Source organism: Bradyrhizobium embrapense (genome assembly GCF_001189235.2).
GTDB classification, from domain to species: domain Bacteria; phylum Pseudomonadota; class Alphaproteobacteria; order Rhizobiales; family Xanthobacteraceae; genus Bradyrhizobium; species Bradyrhizobium embrapense.
In genome coordinates, this window is record NZ_LFIP02000001.1 from 1,243,861 (window position 1) to 1,267,090 (window position 23,230).

Sequence of the window (23,230 nt, forward strand, 5' to 3'; positions counted from 1 at the left end):
TCATATCGCCACAGCAGAAGCTCAATGCATGTTGCGCTTACAGCAGACAGAACAAACGCCAGCACTCGCGGCGCAGCCCCTTTTCCATGCTCGTCTTCCGTACTGCGATAGGGCCGTATCACAGTAGCTACCCCGCCCGCGACGACTTCCGCTCGCCGGTGACGGCATTCTCCGCCGCCCGGTTCATCAGCGAGGCGTAGTCGTGGCCGAACAGCACTTCGCAGAAGCGGATCGCGGCCTTGACCTGCTGCTGGCGGAAGGCGCGGACGCGGGGCTCGCCGCCGCGCAGCGACTGCACCAGCCCCTCGGTCGCCTGCTCGACATAATGTTGCAGGTCCGAGAAGGTCCGCAGCGTCACCTCGTTGATGGCGAGCTCGCTGGCATAGGTGCGGCACACCGCGACGAAATCGATCAGGGCGGCAGCGTCCTCGACCTCGGACTGGTCGATCCTGGCGCCGGCGGTGATGTCCTTGTCGGCGCGCTGGCGCAGGATGCGGCGGACCCGGCCGGGCACGCTGTCGATCTCCGATTGCAGCGCGTTGGAGGTATCGGCGCGAACTGACGTCAGCTGGCGGCCCCAGGTGGAGTCGTTGCGCAGGTCGAGCTCGGTGCGCAGGCCTCGGACGCCGTCATGCAGGGTCTTGAGCTGGTCGCCGACATAATCGAAATGCCCGCGCTTGATGTCGGTGCGCAGGCAGGCCGCGACGAATGACAAATCATGCAGCGCGATGGTGACGGCAATCCCGTACGGCGTTGCCGCGACCCGCAGCTCGTCGTCGGAGGCCGCCATCTTGACGGCAAGGCGGATGAGCTGCCACGGCGCGGCAAGGCGCTGCGCAATCAACGACAGCGCGAACGGCAGCAGTTGCGGCGTCTGCAGCGACGGCAGCTTGAGCGCCTCCATCGCCGAGGCGATCTGTGAATCGGAGAACACCCTGATCTGGCTCGGCAGCCGGCTGCCCAGGGTTTCCAGCGCCTCACGGGCCTGCAGGACGAGGCCGATCGGCAGCAGGTCCTCGACAACGCTTGGCGGACCGACACGCGCCAGCGCGCGCTGACGGTCGTCCTGCGTCGGCCCCGCGACCTTGATGATGGCTTCCGCGGCCGCGAGCTGGAACTTGCGCGCGGCGATCTCCATCGGACCGCTCTCGGTGGCCGCCGCCAGCGCCGTCTCGAATTCGCGGGCGGCCTCGGGCGCGCCCTCGCGGGCGAGCCACTGCCAGATCGGCAGCAGCGAGGCACGCCGCAGCTGGCCCGGTCGGGTCGGGAAATTGGTCTCGGCGAGGAACGGCTCGAGCGGCCGGAACAGCAGCCGCGCCGGATCGTCGCTGCGCGGCTGGATCTGCTCGTCCTGCTCGGCCCCGCGCACGATCTTGCGGAGCTGCTCCAGCACCAGATTGGCGATCGCGACGTCATCGCCGCGTTCGACGGCGCGCTCCAGCTCCCGCATCAACAGCGCCTGCGATTGCGGCGGAAGCTGCGCGAGATAGTCCCTCAGCCGCTCGGTCGATTTCTGGCTCATGCCCGGTCGTGAAAGCTCAAGTGCCCGGCAAACGCCGCAGCCCGTCCGCCCGCGATGATAGAGGGGGGCGCGTTAAGAACGCGTTTAGGAATAATGACGGCGACGCCGCCCGAAAGGCTGCGCCGCGTCCGCGCTGCAAATCGCATACGATGTCTGCGAAGATTGTCCGCGAGCTCTCCTCGCCTCCGCAAGCCGATGCCGTCCTCTTCGGACGCGGCTCTCGGGAACCAAGACACTTGTCAAACACCCGGGAAAAAGCGGCAATTTATTTACGATTGATTCACACAGGTGATTTCTGAAACCGCCCGCTGATTCGATCCTTTCGGGACTGGGCAGGGCGTTTCATTAAGGTCAAATTACAAGCCCAGAATGGGCCGTCAATTATAGGCAACCGGCGGTTCGGCGTGAGAATGGGAATAAAGAACGGCTCCAGCATCACCTCCAAGGGTGCTGGGGCCGTTTCTCTGCCGGCCACAGGACAGTGAAGTTGCGCGTCACGAGCCTTGGCCGGTTCGGCATCGGCGCGCGCGGCATTCAGCAAAGCGCCGATAGCCCAAACCCGCTCAGCAAAACCAAACGCGAGAGCTGGCGCCCTCCACTGCGCGTCATGCACGCGGCAGAAATTGTAATGAGCCACGTACGGCGCGCAGCAGCAGCGTGGTGATCCAGCTACGACGAAAAGCCGTGGGTGACGCGCACAAGGCGCTGCTGCGCCGCGTCCTGTTCAGCGCGATCCCCGTCGTCCCCTTCATCCGGGCAAGTTGCGTACGACGCGATTGACGGGTGACGTCGGCAAACGGCCTTCAGGCCGCGGATGATTGAAGCCCGCAGCGCGCAGCCATTCGGTCATGCTGGCGCCGGCCTCAGCCTGCCGGGCCAGCTTCAGGAGCGCTTCTCTCTCGATACCGGGGGCGAGCGCTGCGGCCTGTTCGCGTAGCTCTCTGGCTCTCCCAAGGAGGCGCGCTTCAAGTGAATTGGTGTGTCTGACCCGACGTCGAATTTGGCCCATGTGACCGTTTTCCTCCCTCAGCTCCTTACGGGGAACGGGGCGGTAAATCCACATGGGAGCGCAAAGTTCCTATCGGGATTCCTTCATGGTCCGCTCGACTTCATCGGCCAGAGTCCGGTGATGTGCGGCCAACTTGGCGAACAGTTCTTTCTTGACCTTATTGGTCGCCAGCCTGCTGATGAGTTCGCACTCTTCCGCCTCGACACGAAGCTTCTCCAAATGCGTCTGCATGTCCTTCATGAGCGGTCTCCCGAGACCAAGGGATGATTGCACGCACAATACGACTTCCGAAACTCCGTTCACCCACGGAGAACCCAAGGTTGGATCTAGATCCTTCGATCCAGATCAGGGGCAATCATGTCCTACACCGCCGGTAGCACGAGCTCGGCCCGCAGGCCGCCGATTGGCGCGTCGCCCAGGGTGAGCTTGCCGCCATAGAGGCCGGCGAGATCGGTCACGATCGACAGACCGAGCCCCGAGCCGGGCTTGGATTCGTCGAGCCGCTGGCCGCGCCGCGACACCTGGGCGCGCTCGGCCTCCGACAGGCCGCGGCCATCGTCGTCGACCACGATGCGCAGCCTGGGACCGGCGCCGGACGCCTCCGGCGGGACCACGCCGACCTCGATGAACACCTGGGAGGCCGCCCATTTGCAGGCGTTGTCGACGAGATTGCCGACCATCTCCTCGAGGTCCTGCCGCTCGCCGCGAAACCGCGCCGCCGGATCGGCCTTCGCCTCGATGGAAAGGTCGCGGTCGCGATGGATCTTCTCCATGGTCCGGCGCAGCGCCTCGATCACGGGGGCGACGTCGGTGATGGTGCTGACGATGGTGGCCCGCGCGGCGATCCGCGCACGCTCGAGGTGGTGGGCGACCTGATCACGCATCAGGTCGGCCTGCTCCAGCACCTTGCTGGCGAAGGAATCGTCGGCATGCGCGACCGCCTCGTTCACGATCACCGACAGCGGGGTCTTGATGGCATGGGCGAGGTTGCCGACATGGGTGCGCGAGCGCTCCACGATCTCCCGGTTGGCATCGATCAGGGCATTGGTCTCGCGCGCCAGCGGCGCGATCTCGACCGGAAACCGGCCCTCGAGCCGCTCGGCGCGGCCGGAGCGGATATCGGCGATCGCATCCGATATGCGCTTGAGCGGCGCCAGGCCGTAGCGCACCTGGAAGATCGTGGTTAGCAGCAGCACGATGCCCAGCGCAGCGAAGGTGCCGCCGAGGTAATAGTCGAAGCTCCGCGTCTCATCGAAGATCTCGGTGGCATCGCCGGCGACGCTGACCAGGAACTTGCCGTCGGCGCCGAGATCGACCGGCCGCTCGACCACGCGCAGGCTCTGGCCTTCGGGTCCGTCGACATAGCCGAGGCGGACGCCGGCGGCGGTCAGCTCGGCGCCGTGGTCTTCGAGCTTGGGCAGCTTCTTGTCCCACAACGAGCGCGAGGCGCGGGTCTCGCCCTTCTCGGTATCGGTGCGGGTGATCTGCCAGTACCAGCCCGACAGCGGCAGGTCGAACAGCGGTTCGCCGAGCGACTGGAACTGACGGTCCGCCGGCTCGTCAGGTGTCGCCACCTCGGCGATCAGGGTGCGCAGATAGAGGTTGAGCCGCCGGTCGAAGGCACGCTCGGTGGCGTCGCGATAGACCGACGACAGGATGACGCCGGTGATCGCCAGGATCACCACCACCCAGGCGGTCGCCGAGACGAACAGGCGGGTCGCAAGCGAGCTGCCGCCCATCAGAGCACGGGCTCGAACAGCGTGTCAGCGGCAACAGACGTCAGGGATTCAAACATCGGCGAATCCAGTTCTCCCGGCGCAGATCATGCCAATGCCCGTGCACGCCGATCAAGCGCTTCAAGAGCATGATCCGATTGAACAGGACATGCCCGCATCCTTTTGTTCAGTCGCGCTTTCTTCACGCGAGCGAACAAGCAGCCACTTCGCTCGAAAATGGTTTAGGTCGGCGCGGACAGCATATAGCCGAGGCCGCGAACAGTCTGGATGATATCGACTTCCAGCTTCTTGCGGATGCGGCCGACGAACACCTCGATGGTGTTGGAATCGCGGTCGAAGTCCTGGTCGTAGAGATGTTCGACCAGCTCGGTGCGCGAGACCACCCGCCCGGTATGGTGCATCAGATAATCGAGCAGATTGTACTCGTGCGAGGTGAGCTTGATCGGGTTGCCGTTGACGGTGACCCGCTTGGTCCGGGTGTTGAGCACCACCGGCCCGCAGACCAGCTCGACCTGGGCGTGCCCGGTCGCGCGGCGCAGCAGCGCGCGGATCCGCGCCAGCACCTCCTCCAGATGGAAGGGCTTGGCGACATAGTCGTCGGCGCCGGCATCGAAGCCCTGAACCTTGTCGCTCCAGCGGTCGCGCGCGGTGAGAATCAGCACCGGCATCACCCGCTTGTTCCGCCGCCAGGCTTCGAGCACCGAGATACCGTCCATCTTCGGCAGGCCGATATCCAGCACGACGGCGTCGTAGGGCTCGCTGTCGCCAAGGAAATGCCCCTCCTCGCCGTCGAACGCGCGATCGACCACATAGCCGGCGTCCGTGAGCGCGGTGGTGAGTTGGCGGTTCAGATCCGGGTCATCCTCAACGACGAGCAGACGCACTTTAGCCTCCGAGAGTGAGCATTGCGATATTCCGGCATCAAATGAGGCTTCCGGCCGTGAACGGCCTATGAATGGAGCCGCAGGCGAAACCTTATTTTTTCGTCAGGTGCACCATCCCGGGAACCCACGCAAGCGCGACGGGTTCCCGCTGGGAGATGCGCACCGAGTGGGACTGAGTTTCAGTTTAGGGTATTTTTATACCGATGACGTGGCAAGGAAACGGCGCGTCATGTCGGCCACAGTCGGCCGCCAAGTTAACCTTCGACGACCATTTCCATGTCGCGAACACGAGTGATGCGCTAATTCAGCGAGGGGGTCGTCTGCGGTACAGGACCGGAAATACTTTGTTGCATATTTCACAGATGCGGAAGTTCGGCGTGATTGCAGGCTGGCTTGCGCTCGCCTTTATTGCCTTCGTGACGCTGTCGCCGATCCAGGACCGTCCGTCGTTTTTTCCCCCTCAGACCGAACGCTTCGCCGCATATGCAGTGATGGCGATGGCCTTTGTCGTAGGCTACCCGCGGCGTACCGCGCTGATCGTGCTGTTCGTCGTCTTCAGCTCGTTCACACTCGAGGCGATGCAACTGCTGACACCGGACCGTCACGGCCGCCTGCTTGACGCGATCGTCAAGGTGTCGGGAGGTCTTGCCGGCATCGGCGCAGGTCACCTCATCCTGCTGGTGCTGCGCAGCCAGTTCGGCCGGCTCAGGTCGCGCACGGACACAGCCTAGTCTTCCGCCATTTTGCGGCATGATCTCCGCGCAAACGCGCTCCGCGTTGTCGTGACGGAAAACCGCTTCGCACTTTTCCGGATCATGCCCTATCGCCGGCGCGGATGCGCCTTCTGGTGCCAGGCCCAGGCCGAGCGAATGATGTGGCCGAGATCCGACCGGCTCGCCTTGAAGCCGAGGCCGCGTTCCGATTTCGAGGGATCGGCGACCAGGATCGGCGGATCGCCTGCCCTGCGTTCGCGCACCACGCTCGGCACCGCTTCACCGGTCTCGGCACGGATCGCGTCGAGCACCTCGCGCACCGAATAGCCGGTGCCGGTGCCGAGGTTGAACACGCCGCCGGCGTCGCCCTTCAACAAGAGCTCGAGCGCCGCGATATGGGCGGCGGCGAGATCGTCGACATGGATGTAGTCGCGCACCGCAGTGCCGTCGGGCGTGTCATAATCCTCGCCGAAGATCGCAAAGTCCGGCACGTGCCCGAGCAGCGCCATCAGCGCGCGCGGAATCAAATGCGTCTCGGGATCGCGGAGCTCGCCGATGGTGCCGGAGGCATCGGCGCCGCAGGCGTTGAAATAACGCAGGCAGACCGATTTGAACCGATAGGCGGCGCGATAATCATCGAGGATCTGCTCGATCATGAACTTGGAGCGGCCGTAGGGATTGACGCTAGGCCCCGCGGCGCTCTCGGGAATCGGATCGCGCCCGGCATTGCCGTAGACGGCGCCGGTAGAGGAGAACACCAGACGGTCGCAGCCGGCCTCGCGCATGCCGCGCAGCAGGCCGATCGTGCCGTCAACATTGTTGCTGTAGTATTTCTGCGGATCCGCGACGGACTCGCCGACCGCGCTGAACGCGGCGAAGTGCATCACGGCCAGCGCATCGTGCCCGCGGATGGTGGCAGTGACCCGCTCGTGGTCGGCGACATCGCCGGTTACGAGCGGCCCCCATTGCACGAAGTTGCGATGGCCGGTGGAGAGGTTGTCGTAGACGACCGGGATAAACCCGGCCTCGGCGACCGCCTTGGCGCAATGGGATCCGATGTATCCCGCGCCGCCCGTGATGAGGATCGAACCCCTGCTCGCCATTGAAAATGCCGTCCTGCGCAGACCGATCCCGCGCCTCAACAAACGCAATGATGGGTACGACATTCCGCCTGGCGCGGCAAAATGACGGTGAGAATAGCGTTAAGACCGAACGGATTTAGCGCCGCAGTGACGGTTAACGCGCCTCCGGCGGCGCGTCGGCCAACCCGGATGTCAGACGCCAGCCTGTGCGAGGGCGGCCCAGCGATCGGGGTTCGCGGGGGTTTGCATCCTGACCCAGCGATAGTGCGCCTGCGACCAGTTGCGGATCTGCGCGTTCAGATTGTCGAGCACGACATCGCCGCCCTGGGCGCGGACCACCAGCACGAGATGATGCTCGCCCCAGGAGGTCACGACCTCGCTCAGCAGCAAGTTGCGCATCGGCCAGCCGCGCGCCAGCAGCTCGTGGCGCTTGCTGACGGCATAGTCGTTGCAGTCGCCGCGTGCCGGATTGATCAGCCATTCCTCGCCGGCGAGGCCGCGCTCGTTGCGCTGTGGCGCGATGCTGCGATTGACCGCGGCATTGACCTCGATCAGGTCGGCCATGCGCTGCTTGGTCAGACGTGTGGCGCCGCCGCGGAACACCATGCGGGCGCGGGCTTTCGGCTTGCACTCGTCGGCATAGCGCATGCAAAACATCATGTAGGCCATCGGCGCCAGCGTCGGCTCGCTGAAGCTGATCTTCTCGACCATGCCGCGCAGCGGCAGCGGCGAGCCGATCATTGCAGCCCGGGTCTGCTGCGCGCTGGTCCCGAGCGCGACGATGGCCAGCAGCAAGGCCATCACTCTCTTGACGTTGTACATTCTTCCCTCCCACCGTGACGGGAAGCATGTACGGGAAATGTCTTGAGCCCACGCTCAAGCGCGCGGCGGCATTTGCCTCAAATGCCCGGATGCGCGCGAGCACTCGGTTAACCAAGCCGGATTGCCGCGCCGGCAAGCCCTTCGGCTGCCCAATGATCACGCGCGTACAGGTCGACGGATCGCGATTCTAGACCGTCACGCGCTGCCGGGGTGCGATCCCGCACCAGCTCATGACGAGGTCGGCGAGTTTCTTGATCTCGATATCCGCGGGCGTGCCGCTGGCGAAATCGGCGACCGATTGACCGAGCGCGACCGCGCGAACATAGGCCGAGCGGCTTCCGATCATCGGCCCGATCTCCTCGTCGAGCGCATCCAGCTCCTCGATCAGCTGCTGGCCTTCAAGCGTGCGCTGGTCGACGCGGTTCGGCACGATCATGGCGCGCAGCGCCGTGCGCCGCGCGGCACGCACCTCCCGCACGATGTCGATCGTCCGCGCGGTGGCCTCGATGTCGAGGCCGGAAGGCGTACATGGCATCAGCACGATGTTGGCGACCGCGAGCACGGCACCCAGCACCCGATCATTGGGCGCGGAATCGACGACGATGATCTGATGCGGAATCTGGCGCATCAGCCTGGCCCATTCGGCGACGGGCCGGGTTTCCGGATCGAGCTGGTAGACCGGAAACGACAAATTGCCGGGCTCGGCCCAGTGACAGGCGGAGGCCTGGGAATCGGCGTCGACCAATCCCACCACGCCGGTACGCCGGTCCAGTTCTGCGGCCAGCAGGACCGCAAGCGTTGTCTTTCCGACCCCGCCCTTGCGCTGGGCAACCGAGATGACAAGCGGCATCGCTAGCTCCTGGCGTTATCCGCCGTGCGTGCGCGGGAGGACACCTTCATCGACGAGCGTCAGCATCCGGGGCAGACAGACCCGCTTTGCGTCGTAATTGTCTCGCACAAAGCTCCTCGCCTTCATTCGCATCTTCTTGAAGGCTTTCGGCCGTGACAGCACCGAGACCACCTGATCGGACAGCGCACCAATGTCAAAGAACGGCGCCAGCAGGCCGTTGCCATCCGAGATGATATCGCGAAGCGGGGCGGTGTCCGATGCCACCACCGCACATCCCGCACTCATGGCCTCCAGCAGCGACCATGACAGCACGAAGGGATAGGTCAGATAGACGTGCACCGAGGAGATCTGCAGCAGCGCAAGATACTGGTCCCGGGGAATCCGGCCGAGGAAATGCACGCGGCGGAGATCAATGTCCGACCTGATCTCGTCCAGGAACATCGACTTCCAGCTAGATCCCTTCGGCGGATTGGCGCCGTAGGATGTCCCGCTGCCGCCGACGATCACCACCTGCGCATTCGGCCGCGCGGCCATGATCCGCGGCAACGATCGCATGAAGACATGGAATCCGCGCACCGGCTCCAGATTGCGCGAGACGTAGGTGATCACCTCGTCGTCCGCCGACAGCGTCGCGCCGTTCGGAAGCTGAAAGCTGGCGACCGGATTGGGCTTCACCTCATCGGTGTCGACGCCCTCGTGGATCACCTCGATCTTGCTCTGAAATTCGCGGGGAAAGGTCGACCGCTGCCATGGCGTCGGCGAAACGCCGGAATCGCATTCGGTGAGCGCCAGCAGCGTCGTCGCGTTCTTCAAGTGAAGTGCGACATTGCCGTCGAGGCCCGTCATCGGAAACTCGGGATCGAAGCCGACGTCCCTGCCTTCGGCGCCGTAATAGAATTCGCAATAGAGGATGATCCGCGCTTTCGGAAACATCGTGCGCAACGGCAGCGTCTCCCCCCAACCGGGATGCGCGAAGATCAGGTCGGGCACGAAGCCCTGCCCCGACAGCGACGACAGCGCATACAGCACCTCTTCGGCACGCCGCGCCTCGACATCGAAGCGGCGGGCAAAGGGATGCACCATCGCGGAGTCCGATTTGGTCGTCGAATATTTGAGCAGCCGGATATCCCGCGTCGTGCTGGCGGTCGACGATCCGACCGCAACGACCTTGTTGCCGGGCTGCTCCGCGAGCGCACGCGCAATGTGGCGGTACTGGGCTGGGAAGTTGTTGTGGACGAACAGGACGTTCATTGGCGGGCGGGCGCGCCCCCCGGCCGCGCGGTCTCCGATTGAGGTCAGATCCGAGATCATGACCGGCAGGGTGTCTTCGATATGCACGTGCGAACTATCTCACCGGATTAACATTAAGCCCCCTTCTATCACACCAATTTTTGGGGCACACTGTGTGAGAACCATCTCGACCCATTCCGTCAGGCTCGCAGGCGACCATGAACGAACAGATTCAGCAGAAAACCATTGACCTGGCACGGGGTCTTTTCCTGGTTCGCTACAATGGCGCGGACGACAAGACATCACCTCCGGTGGTGCGCGTCTACGCCGATCGCGCCAGCCTTAACAATTGTAACATTATTACCGGACCCGATGCGGCCAATGGAACCCTGTTTGCGCCCGAGACCGCGCTGGTCGTGTCGGTGGCCCGGCCCAGCCGCCTGATCGTCGAGGTCACGGCGGGGCGCGCCGGTGGCTCGACCGCCGCCAATATCAAGATCGAACCGCTGACGCAGGGACAACCGGCCGTGCAGCCGATCGGTCAGCCGGCCGGCCAGCCATTCGGCACCTACGAGCCCGACGCTGGCCCCGACGAATTGAGCGATCTCAAGCTGCTCGCGCATGTCGCGGGTCTGGGTGACGTGACGGTCGGCCCGAATACGTGGATTGCAGGGCCCGCCGCACCCGCCCGAATCGAGGGGATTGCGCTCGATTGGCCGAACAAGCCGCACGACCTCAATCTGCAATATGCCGTCAAGTTCGCCAGGCCGCAGCGCGGTGACAACCAGTTCGTTCCGCTCGGAACCTTTGCCGGAACCCGGGGCCGCGCGCTGGCCATCACGGGGCTCTCGCTGGAGGCCACGGGACCCGGCGCGGATCGCTACGCCATTGCCGCCGAGACCATCTTCCTCGGGGCTCCCGCCTTGCGCGTCACCGGGAACCGGATTGTCGTATCGGGCCCTTCGGGCCGGGAACCGCTGGTGGGCCTCAAGCTCAGTCTCGAAGAGCACCGGGTGCAGGCAGCGCCCCTCGCGCCCCGACAGCCAAGGCCCGCTGAACCCGCCGCCCCGATGCCGCGCCAGGAGGCACCGCGCCTCGAGGGACGGGTGCGCGTGTTCCGGAGCCGGCAGAACGCCGTCAAGACGGCGGGCTGACCATGCGGGCAGATAAGGGCGACACTTGACCGCCGACGCGCCCAGGCCCGCCTTTACCTCCAGAACGCTCCACCATGTCGATCTCGAGCGGGCCGCGGTCGGGGCGCTCGAGGCACGAGATTTCCGTCGCGCATTCGCGCTCGCCGACCGCCGCTGCCGGATCTTGCCGCATCCGGGCGCCCGCGCCCATTTGCTGCGCGCCGAAGCGCTGTTTCGCCTCGACCTCATGGATGCGGCGGTCGCCAGCATCGCCAAGGCGCTCGAACTGGAACCGGACGATCTTGCCGCCGCGCGGCGCATGATGGCTTGGGGCGACGGCCTTGCGCAGATCGAAGCCGCGCGAAGCGTCGCACGGCGCGATGACGATCCGGACTCAGTCAGGAGCGCGCTGCTGCTGCTGGAGCAGAGCGGTCAGGACGCCTGCGCCCGTATCGACTTCCGCGATGAGGAGGTGAAGGGATGGGTGACGTGGCGAGGCGAAGACGATCCACACCTCTCGCTGGCGCAGGCGGATCAATCCAGCACCGTCCGGCTTCCCGCCGATCCCGGTCACAGGTTTGCGCTCAACGGGCGACGCGCTGCGAGCTTCCGTCTGATGCGGCCGGCGTCCACGACCTCGCAACGCCTCGAGATCGCACAGGCGGGCCGCGTCATCGCGAGCATTCAGCTGCCGGCCAACCGCGCGCCGGATCGCCGCAACGCGCCGCAACGGCCGCCTCGCGCCGAGAGCGCCGAAACGCCTCCGCTCACCATCATCATCCCGGTCTACCGGGATTTCGCCGCGACGCGCGCCTGCATCGAGAGCGCATCGACTGCGGTCGCCTGCACGCCGGGCGCGACCATCGTCGTGGTCGATGATGCCTCGCCCGAGCCCGACATCAAGCACCTGCTCGGCGAGCTGGCGTCCGAGCAGCGCATCCGGCTGCTGACCAACGCGCACAATCTCGGCTTTGTCGGCGCGGTCAACCGGGCGCTTGGCGAGACTGATACCGGCGACGTCGTGCTGCTGAACTCGGATACGATACTGCCGAAAGGCGCGCTGCAACGCTTGCGAAGCGCCGTGCAATCGACGCCGGGCGTCGGCACCGCGACCCCGCTCTCGAACAACGGCGAATATACCAGCTTTCCGGTTGCGAACCGGTCGAATCCCCTGCCCTTGCCCGACGAGCTGGAATTGCTGGACGAGCTTGCGGGCACTGCAAATTCCGGGATCGCAATCGACATTCCCAACGGCATCGGGTTCTGTCTCTACATCACCCGCGAATGCCTCGACGCCGTGCATGCGCTCTCCGACGACTTCTATCGCGGCTATCTCGAAGACGTCGACTTCTGCCTGCGCGCCGCGGAGGCCGGCTTCCGCAACGTGTGCATCCCTTCGGTCTTTGTCGGCCACGAAGGCTCGCGCTCGTTTCTTGGCGAGAAGCGTTCGCTGGTGCTGCGTAATCTTCGCGTGCTCGAGCACCGGTACCGGCGCTATGCGACGGAGTGCGCGGCATTCCTGCTCGCCGATCCGCTGCGCGATTGCCGCGCGGCGCTCGAGCTCAAACTGCTCGCCAACGAACAGCACACCGCCGCCCCGCATGTCATCCTCTGCGGTTCTGCCATCGGCTGCGAGATTGCCACCAGGCGGTGCAGACAGCTTGCGGCGCAAGGCACGCGCGGTCTGATCGTGCACTTCCGCGGCGACGGACGACGCCAACCGGCTGCGATCTTCGCCCCGGATGGCGGAGCTCCGCAGTCGATCGCACTCGACGTTGCGACGCCAGAGGGCCGCGACGCTCTCCTGAAGCTGCTCGTCGATCTGCGAATCCGTTCGCTGGAGATTGCGGAGCCGAACCGCATCCCCGGCGCATGTCTCGCGCAGCTCACGCAACATTTCGCCTACGAGCTCCTGATCACCGACACCAGACTTGCCGCGCGCGCCGCGATCGGATCGGGCCTCCATCCGGAATGGACCGGTCTCGTCGAAGGGGCCCGACGCGTGATCGCGATCGGCGAAGCCGCGGCCGCCTTTTCAGTATCGGTTCTCGGCCTGGAAGTGGTCAGGCCTAGCGACCCGTCGGCGCGGCCGGCGCGATATTCTGCCGTCAGCGGCCCGGCGCGCCTCGGCCTGCTTGCCCTGCACGGCAACGCGGCGGAATTTCGTTTCGTCAGAGCGCTCAGCGATCAAATGGCCGATGCCGATGCAGACGCCGGGATCATCGTGCTCGGCACCACCCTCGACGATCTCAAGCTGATGCAGCGGACAAACGTCATGGTCACCGGCGCAATCGCCGTCGACGACGTCGCCACCCTCATCGAAGGTCACGGCATCACGAAACTGGTGCTCGACGTCGGCGAACCGGCATTTGGACATCCGCTGGTGGACGCGCTGCTGGCGACCGGATTGCCGGCGGCCACGACGGAATGGCTTCCAACGCCACCGGGACGTGGCCGAACGACCGACCTGAAGCTGCAGCCCGGCCTCGACGCCGGTGATGCGGCTGCCGCCGTCCTCGACTGGGTGGTCGAGGACGTGCGGCTACATCCCGATCGGAGGAGTGGTCGGCACCGGCTTGAGGTTGGCGCGCGGCTTCCATGACCGCGGCGGCCATGCCATCGAAGAGAACGGCGTCGAATCCAGCCCCAGCAGCGGGCTGTAATAGGGATCGTCGAGCAGCACCTCGCCCCACTTCGCGCGCAGCATCGCCAGCTCATGCCCGAAGCGGGCCTTGCGGTCCGGCGCGGAATCGCGGCCCCGGCTTGCCGATTCCAGGTGAACGAGTTTGGCGTCCGGCGTGAATACGATCCGCTTTCCGAGCTGGCGCAGCTTCAGGCACAAATCGATATCGTTGAAACTGATCGGAAAGCGGATCTCATCCATGCCGCCGACCGCCACGAAGTCGCGCTTGCGCATCAAGAGGCACGCGGCCGTCACCGCCGAACATTCGTGCGCCACCTGGAGCAGATCACCATAGCCGGGATCACCATCCATCCGGTCGTTGAAGGCGTGCGCGGCGGAGAAATTGGCGCCGAGCACCACCCCGCCATGCTGCACGACGCTGCTCGGCCAGAGCAGCTTTGCGCCGACGGCGCCCACATCGGGAGCGGCGAGCCGCCACAGCATCTCCGCCAGCCAGCCGTCGTCGAGCGCCTGCACGTCGTTGTTGAGGAAGCAGATGTTGTCGGTATCGACGCAATCGACGGCAGCATTGTTGATGGCTGCGAAGTTGAACGGACCCTCGACCGAAATGACATCGATCTCATCCGCCGAAAGACCCTCCAGATAGTCCAGCGCCTCCGGCTCGCTCGAGCTGTTGTCGACGACGAGAATCCGGGCGTTGGTCTCATGCGCGGCCGGCAAGACCGTCTCGATGCACCGCTTGAGCAGTTCGGCGCGATTTCTGGTCGGGATGATGATGGTGGTGCGCTCGTTCCAATCGACCGCACGTTTGACCCGAACGGCCGGAAGAAGACCAGCTTTCCGCGGCTCGACATTCGCCTCGACGCCGGTCCTGGCGAAATAGGCTTTGCTTGCCGCGACCAGTTCGGCGGTTGCGGCGGACGCATCGATGGGCGGCAACGCCGCGACAGATCCCGGCAGGTGATAAGTTCGCTCACGCTCCATGCAGCCAATGAAGATGTCGTAGAGCGACGCCGCCGATCGCAGCGCTGCCACGGCGCGTTCCCGGCGCACCGCAAAGCAATACGCGCCATAGCCCTGCTCGAGCGCACGTTCGAGATCGAATGCCGAAAGCAGCAGCGGCCAGACCGCGCCGGCGCCGGCCGAAACCTCGACGTCGCCATAGACGAGATCGCAACTGGGCTCGGACGCGAACACATCAGCGAAGCGCTGCAAGGCATCTTCCGCGAGAATCGTTCCGCTCAGGCAGAACACGAAGAACGCGCTGCTCGCGGCATCGCCGTCGACGAACTCGCGCGCGGCGTCAGGGGCGAACTGACTGAATCCACGCGCCGGCAGGCACACCGCCGACCAGGCCGCGTGGCGTTGCGCCTCCAGGCTCTCGATGCTTTCGTCCACCCTGGCCTCGCCGATCAGGACGACCGCGGCCTCGGACAGCACATCGGACTGTGGTGGCGGCGTCGGCGGTGAGAACCGCTCTTTCCAGCCAGGATAGCTGTGAAACGGCACCGAGGCAGGCAGGAGCTGATCGAACAATCGTCCGCGCAGCCGCTCGCTGTCCCAGCGTCCGAGCTCCGCGATGGTCTGCTCCAGGCCGCGCTCGAAGGCCACGAATGCAACCGGCTCCGCGATCAGGCTCCGTCCCGAAACCGTCCGCGCGGACAGCCCGCGCACGCGACCGTCGGCAAAGTGCTCAGGCAGATGAAAATCGATCCGACGGCCGACGCCGAACTCGCTGCCGCGCGCAACGTTGGTCCACCCGGTCGGCTTCACGGTCATCACCGGGCGCTGCGCGATCAGGATCTCGATGTCCTCGTCGACGTCCTGCGCAAGCCAGCCCTCGAAGCGCAAGCCGCCGGCCCATTTGATCTCGCCGATACGGTGCCACTGCGCGTCCGGTGCAGCGACATCGCAGCGAATCGGAGCACCGACGGGACTTCCGATATTGGCCAGTCTTGCCTCGATGATCGCAGCATTCGAGCTGACCTCGTCCTGCACGTTGAAGGTAAAGCCAAACCGGCCGTCGCCGATTCCGGCGTCGGCAAGCTGTGTTACAAACTCGTCACACAATGATGACATGTATGGCTCGCCGTCGACCAGCAGTTCGACGGCATAGCGTCGGGTCGGATCGGCGCGATCATAAACAAATCCAGAAAACGTCGTGCGATCGTATCTGGAGAATTGCGTTTGCAACGACGCGTATTCAGCTCCTGAGGGCCTCTGCTTGCCAATCGTCTTCGTGCTCATGTCCACCCCTCAAACGTCGGCTCGATTGTCGGTCGATTTCAAGTTGAGAATGTGTCCATGGCGCGCCCAAGGTGATTAGCGAGCGCTCAACTGCACTCGCGCCATCACCGCTTGCACAAAAAGCCGCCGAGCTCCAACACAAACCATACGTTATAAAACTTGGCGTTATCGGCGCCAATTGTGCTAGTGCTAACTCCTCCTCTCCACACTGATCGACGAGCGGATTCATGAAGATTGCAATGGTTGGAACGGGATATGTAGGTCTCGTATCCGGAGCGTGTTTCGCCGATTTCGGCCATCAGGTCGTTTGTGTCGACAAGGACGCCGGCAAGATCGAGGCCCTGAAGCGCGGCAAGATCCCGATCTACGAAACCGACCTCGATAAGCTCGTCGAGACCAATGCCGCCGCCGGCCGGCTGACCTTCACGACGGAGCTTGCGGGCGCCGTCGGCGACGCCGATGCCGTGTTCATCGCGGTGGGAACGCCCTCGCGGCGCGGCGATGGCCATGCGGACCTGAGCTACGTCTATGCGGCCGCCAAGGAGATCGGCGCAGCGCTCAAGAAGTTCACCGTGGTGGTGACGAAGTCGACCGTGCCGGTGGGCACCGGCGACGAGGTGGAGCGCCTGATCCGCGAGACCAGTCCTGACGCGGATTTCGCGGTTGCTTCGAACCCCGAATTCCTGCGCGAAGGCGCCGCAATCCAGGATTTTCGCCATCCCGACCGGATCGTCGTCGGCACCGAGGACGAGCGGGCCAAGAAGGTGATGGGCGAAGTCTATCGCCCGCTCTATTTGAACCAGGCGCCGATCCTCTATACCGCGCGACGCACGGCGGAATTGATCAAATACGCCGCAAATGCGTTCCTCGCCACCAAGATCACCTTCATCAACGAGATCGCCGATCTCTCTGAAAAGGTCGGGGCAAACGTCCAGGAAGTCGCGCGCGGCATCGGGCTCGACAACCGGATCGGGACCAAGTTCCTGCATGCCGGCGCGGGCTATGGCGGCTCGTGCTTCCCGAAGGATACCCGTGCGCTGTTCAAGACGGCGCTCGATCACGACGTCCAGCTGAAGATCGTCGAAGCCACGCTGACCGCCAACGACAACCGCAAGCGCGCGATGGCGCGCAAGGTCGCCAACGTGCTCGGAGGCGAGCTGCGCGGCAAGACGATCGGCGTGCTCGGCCTGACGTTCAAGCCCGATACCGACGACATGCGCGAGGCACCCTCGATCCCGTTGATCAACGGCCTGATCGACTTCGGTGCGAAGGTTCGGGCCTACGATCCGGTCGGCATGGAGCAGGCCCGCAAGGAATTGCCCGAGATCGAGTACTGCAAGGACGCCTATGAATGCGCCCGTCAGGCCGACGGGCTGGTGATCGTGACCGAGTGGCGCCAGTTCCGCGCGCTCGATCTCAAGCGCATCAAGCAGGAAATGAAGCATCCTGTCGTCGTCGACCTGCGCAACATCTACCGTCCGGACGAGATGGCCGCGCACGGCTTCACCTACGACAGCATCGGCCGGCCGCGCTGAGCGGCCGTTCAACGCCGTCCAACTCCAAAGCGCGATGAGGTTGAATCCTCATCGCGCTTTTTGCTTGTCGTCTCGGCATCGTCCCGGCGCAAACGCCTCGTGTTTGGTGCGGAGAATTCGCTTCACATTCCGAGCGCTAGGCGTGAGCTGGCGCGCAAAGCTGGACATATGCGTCGAGCTCGCGCGCGAGCGCTTCCTGCCACGTCGGCATCGTGACCCCGAACTGCGTCTTCAGCCGCGTCAGATCCAGCCGCGAATTGCCCGGACGCACCGCTTTGGTCGGGAAATCGGCCGTTGCGATCGGCACGATATTGTCGACGGCCAGCGTGACACCACGCGACCGCAGCCCGCCGACAATGGCAGTTGCAAAGCCGTGCCAGCTGGTTTCGCCGGCGCAAACGAGATTGACCACACCGCCGCTGCGCACGAGTTGATCGTGCAGCGTGGTGATGTTCGGCAGGACGATGCCGGCGACCGCGCCGGCGATCGCCTGCGCCGTCGTCGGCGCGCCGATCTGGTCGGCCACGATCCGCAGCTCCTTACGCTCGCCGGCAAGCCGCGCGATGGTGCGCAGGAAATTCGTGCCTGTTGCGGCATAGACCCAGGAGGTGCGCGCGATCAGATGCGCCCCACCCGCCGCCTGAATCGCAAGATCGCCGGCAAGCTTGCTGGCGCCGTAGGCCGACAATGGTTCGGTCGGACTGTCCTCGCGCCACGCCCGGTCGCCTGAACCGTTGAAGACGTAGTCCGTGGAGAAATGCACCAGCGGCACGCGGTTCGCTGCCGCCCATTTCGCCAGCTTTCCGGGTCCCTTGGCGTTGACCAGGAACGCCAGCTCGCGCTCGTCCTCGGCGCGATCCACGGCCGTATAGGCCGCGGGATTAATGATGAGATCGGGCTTCAGTCTCTCGAGCTCCGCCGTCAACGTCTCCGGCTTCGACAGATCGAACTCCGCGGTTGGCGGCGCGATGATGGTGCCGTGGCCCTCCAGCAGAGGCTTCAGCGCACTGCCGACCTGGCCGCGCGTTCCCGTCAAAAGAATCCGCATCAGATTTGTCCATAGGTCGGAAGGTTGCTGGCGTCGGCGAGCAGCGGCGCATCCGCATCCTTGGCCGACAGCTGCGGCTTGTCGACGCCCCATTCGATCCCGATCGCCGGATCGTTCCACCGGATCGAGAGCTCGTCCTTGGGGCTATAGAAGTCATCGCATTTGTAGAAGAAGTCGGCGGTTTCCGAGAGCACCACGAAGCCGTGGGCGAAGCCGCGCGGTACCCATAATTGCCGGCGGTTGTCCTCGCTCAACTCGACCGCGACGTGCTTGCCGAAATTCGGGCTGCCGACACGCACGTCGACGGCGACGTCCAGCACCTTGCCGCGCAGCACGGTCACGAGCTTGCCCTGGGTGAGCGGGTTTTGCAGATGCAGCCCGCGCAGCACGCCGTAGGCCGAACGAGACATGTTGTCCTGCACGAAGGGCCGCGCGATGCCGTGCTCGACATAGCGGGGCAGCTGGTAGGTCTCGAGGAAGAAGCCGCGCTGGTCGCCGAACAGCTTCGGCTCGACGATCAGGACTTCAGGAAGCTCGGTCTTGATGACGTTCATTTAACATTTGTTCCAGTTTGACGCGCCTGAAATGTTAATTTCCATCTCATAACAAACTTGTGCGGCGCACGCTATATGTTATGTTTTGATAGTCAAATTGTGAGGGACCATGAAAGGCATTATCCTTGCCGGTGGCACCGGCTCGCGCCTGTATCCGGTGACCACCGTCGTCTCCAAGCAGCTGCTACCCGTCTTCGACAAGCCGATGATCTATTATCCGCTGTCGACGCTGATGCTCGGCGGAATCCGCGATATCCTGATCATCTCCACGCCGCAGGACAAGCCGCTGTTCCAGCGCCTGCTCGGCGACGGCAGCGAGATGGGTGTCCGGTTCGCCTATGCGACACAGGAGACCCCGCGCGGCCTCGCCGACGCCTTCATCGTCGGACGCGAGTTCATCGGTGATGACTCCGTCGCTCTTGTGTTAGGCGATAACATTTTCTACGGCCACGGCCTGCCCAGCATGCTGTCGGCCGCCTCGGTCCGCAGGAAAGGCGCCACCGTGTTCGGCTACGTCGTGAACGCGCCGGAACAGTATGGCGTGATCGAGCTGGACGGTACCGGCCGTGCGCTGTCGATCGAGGAGAAGCCGAAGCGGCCGAAATCCAATGTCGCCGTCACCGGTCTCTACTTCTACGACAATGACGTGGTCGACATCGCCGCCGGCATCAAGCCGTCCCCGCGCGGCGAGATCGAGATCACCGACGTCAACAAGGCCTATCTCGAGCGCGGCGACCTCTTTGTCGAGGTGCTCGGCCGCGGCTTTGCCTGGCTCGATACCGGCACCCACTCCTCGCTGGTCGAGGCCAGCCATTTCGTCCAGATCCTTGAGCAGCGCCAGGGCCTGCGCATCGCCTGCCCCGAGGAGATCGCGCTGCGGCAGGGATACATCTCGCTGGAAGCCTTCGCGCGGGTGGCGCAGAAGACCGCCAAGAGCAGCTACGGCGAGTATCTGCTGTCGGTCTACCGCTCGTTCCAGGGTCAGCCCCGCACAGCCGAGGTATTCAAACATGCGGTTTAAGGGATCGACGATCTTCGTCACCGGCGGCGCGGGATTCATCGGCTCGGCCGTGGTCCGGCACCTCCTGCGAGACACTCACGCCCGCGTCGTCAACATCGACAAGCTGACCTATGCGGCGAACCTCGCCTCCCTGCCCGGCTCGACCGAAAGCCTGAACTACAGCTTCGAAAAGGCCTGCATCTGCGAAGCACAGGTGCTGCGCCGGCTGTTCGAGAAATATCAGCCCGACGCGGTGATGAATCTTGCGGCGGAAAGCCATGTCGACCGCTCGATCGACGGGCCCGGCGAATTCATCCAGACCAACATCGTCGGCACCTTCACGATCCTGCAGGAGGCGCTGCGCCACTGGCGCACGCTCTCGCCCCAGAAGCGCGACCAGTTCCGCTTCCTGCACATCTCGACCGACGAGGTGTTCGGTTCGCTCGGCGACGAGGGGCTGTTCACCGAGACCACGGCCTATGCGCCGAACTCGCCCTATTCGGCCAGCAAGGCCTCGTCCGATCATCTGGTGCGCGCCTGGCGCGAGACCTACGAGCTGCCGACCCTGGTGACCAACTGCTCCAACAATTACGGCCCCTACCACTTCCCGGAAAAGCTGATCCCGCACATGATCATCAAGGGGCTCGCCGGCGAGCCGCTGCCGGTCTATGGCGACGGCCAGAACGTTCGCGACTGGCTGTTCGTCGAGGACCACGCCAAGGCCTTGACGCTGGTGCTGGAGCGCGGCGAGGTCGGCGAGACCTACAATGTCGGCGGCCGCAACGAGCGCACCAACCTGCACGTCGTGGAAAGCATCTGCGACCTGCTCGACGAGGTCACGCCGACTGCGGCAGGGCCGCGGCGCCAGCTGATCAATTTCGTCGCCGACCGGCCCGGCCACGACCGCCGCTACGCCATCGACGCCACCAAGCTCGAGACCGAGCTCGGCTGGCGCGCCGAGGAGAATTTCGAGACCGGCATCGCCAAGACAGTGCGCTGGTATGTCGACGAGCAACCCTGGTGGCGCGCGATCCTGGAGCGCGGCTACAAGGTGGAGCGCGTCGGGCTGAACCAGTAGCCGCCGCTCTCTCAAAGCCGTCGGCGTGGACAGCGAACAGGAAGCCGGCAAGCGCGATGAGGTTTCAACCGGATCTCATCGCGGCCTGACGAGCCGCGACCGCCTTCCGACGGTGGATTGGCAACCGCCCGCCAGACAACAGATCGAGAAACCAGGGGATCCCGCCATGAATATCGCAATGGACGGTCAGGAACAGACATTGTTCAAAAGCTTCGTGGATCTCTCGACCCGCTATCTGGAATTCGGGTCGGGCGGAAGCACCTGGCTCGCCTGCCAGACCAGGAAGGACTGGGTCATCTCGATCGATTCCTCGTCGGAATGGCTCTCCAAGGTCGCCGACGCCACGCGCGGTGCGAGCACCCAGCCACAGCTGCTGCACGTCGATATCGGCAAGCTGCGCGAGTGGGGTTACCCTGTCGAGAAGGAGAAAGAGAGCTCCTGGCCCGATTACCACGAACGCATCTGGGAACGCCCGGAAAGCAGGACGGCCGACCTGTACTTCGTTGACGGCCGGTTTCGCGTGGCTTGCTTCGTGCAATGCGTGCTGCACGCCGCACCGGGCGCTTTCATCGCGATCCACGACTTCGAGAACCGCCCCCATTACCATTCGGTGCGGACGGTCGCGCGCGAAATCGCGCGCGCCAACAATATGTCGGTCTTCCAAAGGCCAGCAAGGATCGACATCGATGCCGCACAAGCCCTGCTCGCGAAATACCGCCTGGAGCCGCTGTAGCTGACCAGAGCCTCCGTAGCCGGTCGCTACTGCCACGATCAGTTCAATGCACCAAACAAGAAGGGCGCGCCAATTGGCGCGCCCTTCTACTGCTTCCAGGTTTCAACCCTGGACCAGCTTCTTCAGTTCCGGAAGAAACCGCTGGATCGTCGTATCTTCGATATCGTTGCGATCCCGCAACGTGAAGAACTCCATCGCGCGGATTTTCTCGGGATCTCCATCGGCGAGCGGCCGGCCGCGCTCACGCTTCTTCAGCAATTGTTGCCGTGACTTCGTGTAATAGTGATTGATCACGAGCTTGTCCCGCTTCGGGGCCGTGCAGCGGCCGTCGATCGGGAAGATGGGCGTGCCGTCTTCGGCGACATAGCAGCCCAAAACGAGCGATTGATGGGGATGCAGGTAGGACACGATGGTGTCGGGCCGCACGATTGACTTCATGATGAAATGATCCGGAAAGTCGTCCGGAGCGCGACGCGTGAACGACTCGATACACAGGCCGGCCGGCCTCGCGTCGTGACCGTTCGACCCGAAGTTCAGCCAATGCACCGCCACCGCCGGCGCCGGCCCAACCTCCGCCAGGACGTCCTTGACGTTGCCGGCCTTTGTCGGAAACAGGTACTCATCGGCATCGATGAAGGCGCACCATTCCGAACAATTGCGATAGCTGTCGATCGCATGGGAGAACGCGCGCATCTGGCCGAATTCCCCCTCCACGAAATGATAGGTGATCATTTCGGGCCACGGGAAGGCTTCGATCACGGCGCGCGTATTGTCGGTGCTGCCGTTGTCATAGAGATAGAAGTGATCTACCCCGACCAATCTGTGAAAGTGCAGCCATTCCAGCAGGTCGTCGCCCTCGTTCTTGATGGCGCACACGACGGAGAGGCCATGCTTCTTCCGATCGACCCCGACATAGAGTTTCTTCGCCTCCATCACGCGCAGGAGGCCTGCAAACTCCCGCCGCAGATTTTCACTGGTCGGGGCCGCAGCGAGCGCGGAGAGATAGACATCCAGCGCCTCGTGGGCCGATCCCATGCTGAGATCCGCGACCGCCAGACGATGCAACATCCGCGAGTCGGATGGCAGCTGCTTGACCAGATCAAGAAGAATTGCGCGCGCTCCGGCGAAATCACATGCCTGCACAAGCGCTGCCGCCTTTGCAAACTGGAACTCCTTGTAGTGGCCGTATTGCTGCTCCAACTGCTCGACCGATTGGATGAGGTCGTCGGGCTTCGGATTTGCGATCCGCCCGGAAAAGAAATCTCGAAGCCTTGTCTCGATCTCGCTTGCTGGAAGCGCATCGAGATTCACGCCTGAGCTGAAACTAGACGATGCAGGAATTTCCATGTCCAACCTGAGTCGCTCCCCACGAGATCAACAAGCAATTACCATTGGTTCGCACCACGAATT

21 protein-coding genes are annotated in these 23,230 nt (G+C 64.1%); 9 read left to right on the top strand and 12 right to left on the bottom strand.

Annotated elements, in window-relative coordinates:
* Positions 1–127 precede the first annotated feature (127 nt).
* Positions 128–1,522 (bottom strand): hypothetical protein, encoded by a 1,395-nt coding sequence (locus tag AKN83_RS06050; RefSeq protein WP_050400813.1) that lies wholly within the window; start codon positions 1,520–1,522, stop codon positions 128–130.
* 814 nt (positions 1,523–2,336) lie between these two features.
* Here AKN83_RS06050 and AKN83_RS41860 point away from each other — a divergent pair.
* Entirely contained in the window at positions 2,337–2,459 is a 123-nt protein-coding gene (locus AKN83_RS41860; protein WP_347336816.1) for a hypothetical protein, read from the top strand.
* Positions 2,460–2,600: 141 nt separating this feature from the next.
* On the opposite strand, the gene AKN83_RS40455 is transcribed toward AKN83_RS41860, so the two are convergent.
* The 3 genes from AKN83_RS40455 to AKN83_RS06060 all read right to left on the bottom strand — a co-directional run bounded on the left by AKN83_RS40455 (position 2,601) and on the right by AKN83_RS06060 (position 5,151).
* A complete protein-coding gene (locus tag AKN83_RS40455) occupies positions 2,601–2,771 on the bottom strand; it encodes a hypothetical protein (RefSeq protein ID WP_172803493.1) in 171 nt (56 codons plus the stop codon).
* A gap of 122 nt (positions 2,772–2,893) precedes the next feature.
* Positions 2,894–4,270, bottom strand: coding sequence for a sensor histidine kinase (locus tag AKN83_RS06055; protein ID WP_050400814.1), 1,377 nt, complete (start codon positions 4,268–4,270; stop codon positions 2,894–2,896).
* A gap of 218 nt (positions 4,271–4,488) precedes the next feature.
* Positions 4,489–5,151 carry a response regulator transcription factor gene (locus AKN83_RS06060; RefSeq protein ID WP_050400815.1) on the bottom strand — a complete coding sequence of 221 codons (663 nt, stop codon included), beginning with the start codon at positions 5,149–5,151 and terminating at the stop codon, positions 4,489–4,491.
* Positions 5,152–5,513: 362 nt separating this feature from the next.
* Between AKN83_RS06060 and AKN83_RS06065 the strand changes: the two genes are divergently transcribed.
* The gene (locus AKN83_RS06065) at positions 5,514–5,882 is read left to right on the top strand and encodes a hypothetical protein (RefSeq protein ID WP_063695205.1); all 369 of its coding nucleotides are present in this window, start codon (positions 5,514–5,516) and stop codon (positions 5,880–5,882) included.
* Positions 5,883–5,971: 89 nt separating this feature from the next.
* On the opposite strand, the gene galE is transcribed toward AKN83_RS06065, so the two are convergent.
* The 4 genes from galE to AKN83_RS06085 all read right to left on the bottom strand — a co-directional run bounded on the left by galE (position 5,972) and on the right by AKN83_RS06085 (position 9,869).
* Positions 5,972–6,967 carry a UDP-glucose 4-epimerase GalE gene (gene galE, locus AKN83_RS06070; RefSeq protein ID WP_050400816.1) on the bottom strand — a complete coding sequence of 332 codons (996 nt, stop codon included), beginning with the start codon at positions 6,965–6,967 and terminating at the stop codon, positions 5,972–5,974.
* A 171-nt stretch (positions 6,968–7,138) separates the two neighbouring features.
* Positions 7,139–7,768, bottom strand: coding sequence for a transglutaminase-like cysteine peptidase (locus AKN83_RS06075; RefSeq protein WP_050400817.1), 630 nt, complete (start codon positions 7,766–7,768; stop codon positions 7,139–7,141).
* Between the two features lie 187 nt (positions 7,769–7,955).
* Positions 7,956–8,618 (bottom strand): ParA family protein, encoded by a 663-nt coding sequence (locus AKN83_RS06080; RefSeq protein ID WP_050400818.1) that lies wholly within the window; start codon positions 8,616–8,618, stop codon positions 7,956–7,958.
* A gap of 15 nt (positions 8,619–8,633) precedes the next feature.
* On the bottom strand, positions 8,634–9,869 hold the full coding sequence (locus AKN83_RS06085) for a glycosyltransferase family 4 protein (RefSeq protein ID WP_050400838.1): 1,236 nt from the start codon (positions 9,867–9,869) through the stop codon (positions 8,634–8,636).
* A 197-nt stretch (positions 9,870–10,066) separates the two neighbouring features.
* Between AKN83_RS06085 and AKN83_RS06090 the strand changes: the two genes are divergently transcribed.
* Both AKN83_RS06090 and AKN83_RS06095 read left to right on the top strand, forming a co-directional pair.
* On the top strand, positions 10,067–11,002 hold the full coding sequence (locus tag AKN83_RS06090) for a hypothetical protein (protein WP_050400819.1): 936 nt from the start codon (positions 10,067–10,069) through the stop codon (positions 11,000–11,002).
* A 25-nt stretch (positions 11,003–11,027) separates the two neighbouring features.
* Complete coding sequence (locus AKN83_RS06095) at positions 11,028–13,583, top strand: glycosyltransferase family 2 protein (RefSeq protein ID WP_050400820.1); 2,556 nt, start codon at positions 11,028–11,030, stop codon at positions 13,581–13,583.
* Here AKN83_RS06095 and AKN83_RS06100 read toward each other — a convergent pair.
* Complete coding sequence (locus tag AKN83_RS06100) at positions 13,524–15,704, bottom strand: glycosyltransferase family 2 protein (RefSeq protein ID WP_244521902.1); 2,181 nt, start codon at positions 15,702–15,704, stop codon at positions 13,524–13,526. The genes AKN83_RS06095 and AKN83_RS06100 overlap by 60 nt on opposite strands.
* Before the next feature lie 395 nt (positions 15,705–16,099).
* Between AKN83_RS06100 and AKN83_RS06105 the strand changes: the two genes are divergently transcribed.
* Entirely contained in the window at positions 16,100–17,407 is a 1,308-nt protein-coding gene (locus AKN83_RS06105) for a UDP-glucose dehydrogenase family protein (RefSeq protein WP_050400822.1), read from the top strand.
* Positions 17,408–17,543: 136 nt separating this feature from the next.
* On the opposite strand, the gene rfbD is transcribed toward AKN83_RS06105, so the two are convergent.
* Together rfbD and rfbC are read right to left on the bottom strand one after the other, a co-directional pair.
* The gene (gene rfbD, locus AKN83_RS06110) at positions 17,544–18,455 is read right to left on the bottom strand and encodes a dTDP-4-dehydrorhamnose reductase (RefSeq protein WP_050400823.1); all 912 of its coding nucleotides are present in this window, start codon (positions 18,453–18,455) and stop codon (positions 17,544–17,546) included.
* Complete coding sequence (gene rfbC, locus AKN83_RS06115) at positions 18,455–19,009, bottom strand: dTDP-4-dehydrorhamnose 3,5-epimerase (RefSeq protein WP_050400824.1); 555 nt, start codon at positions 19,007–19,009, stop codon at positions 18,455–18,457. Before rfbC ends, rfbD begins: the two co-directional genes overlap by 1 nt.
* 109 nt (positions 19,010–19,118) lie before the next feature.
* On the opposite strand from rfbC, the gene rfbA reads away from it, so the two are divergent.
* From rfbA to AKN83_RS06130, 3 genes are read left to right on the top strand one after another with little or no spacing between them, the layout of a single operon-like run.
* Positions 19,119–20,030 carry a glucose-1-phosphate thymidylyltransferase RfbA gene (rfbA, locus tag AKN83_RS06120; protein WP_050400825.1) on the top strand — a complete coding sequence of 304 codons (912 nt, stop codon included), beginning with the start codon at positions 19,119–19,121 and terminating at the stop codon, positions 20,028–20,030.
* A complete protein-coding gene (gene rfbB / locus AKN83_RS06125) occupies positions 20,020–21,087 on the top strand; it encodes a dTDP-glucose 4,6-dehydratase (protein ID WP_063695206.1) in 1,068 nt (355 codons plus the stop codon). Before rfbA ends, rfbB begins: the two co-directional genes overlap by 11 nt.
* A gap of 25 nt (positions 21,088–21,112) precedes the next feature.
* Positions 21,113–21,820: a hypothetical protein gene (locus AKN83_RS06130; protein WP_244521903.1), complete on the top strand. Its 708-nt coding sequence runs from the start codon at positions 21,113–21,115 to the stop codon at positions 21,818–21,820.
* A gap of 102 nt (positions 21,821–21,922) precedes the next feature.
* Here AKN83_RS06130 and AKN83_RS06135 read toward each other — a convergent pair whose 3' ends face one another.
* Positions 21,923–22,855 (bottom strand): glycosyltransferase family 92 protein, encoded by a 933-nt coding sequence (locus AKN83_RS06135; protein ID WP_244521904.1) that lies wholly within the window; start codon positions 22,853–22,855, stop codon positions 21,923–21,925.
* Between the two features lie 24 nt (positions 22,856–22,879).
* Between AKN83_RS06135 and AKN83_RS41075 the strand changes: the two genes are divergently transcribed.
* Entirely contained in the window at positions 22,880–23,137 is a 258-nt protein-coding gene (locus tag AKN83_RS41075; RefSeq protein ID WP_244521905.1) for a hypothetical protein, read from the top strand.
* Positions 23,138–23,230 lie beyond the last annotated feature (93 nt).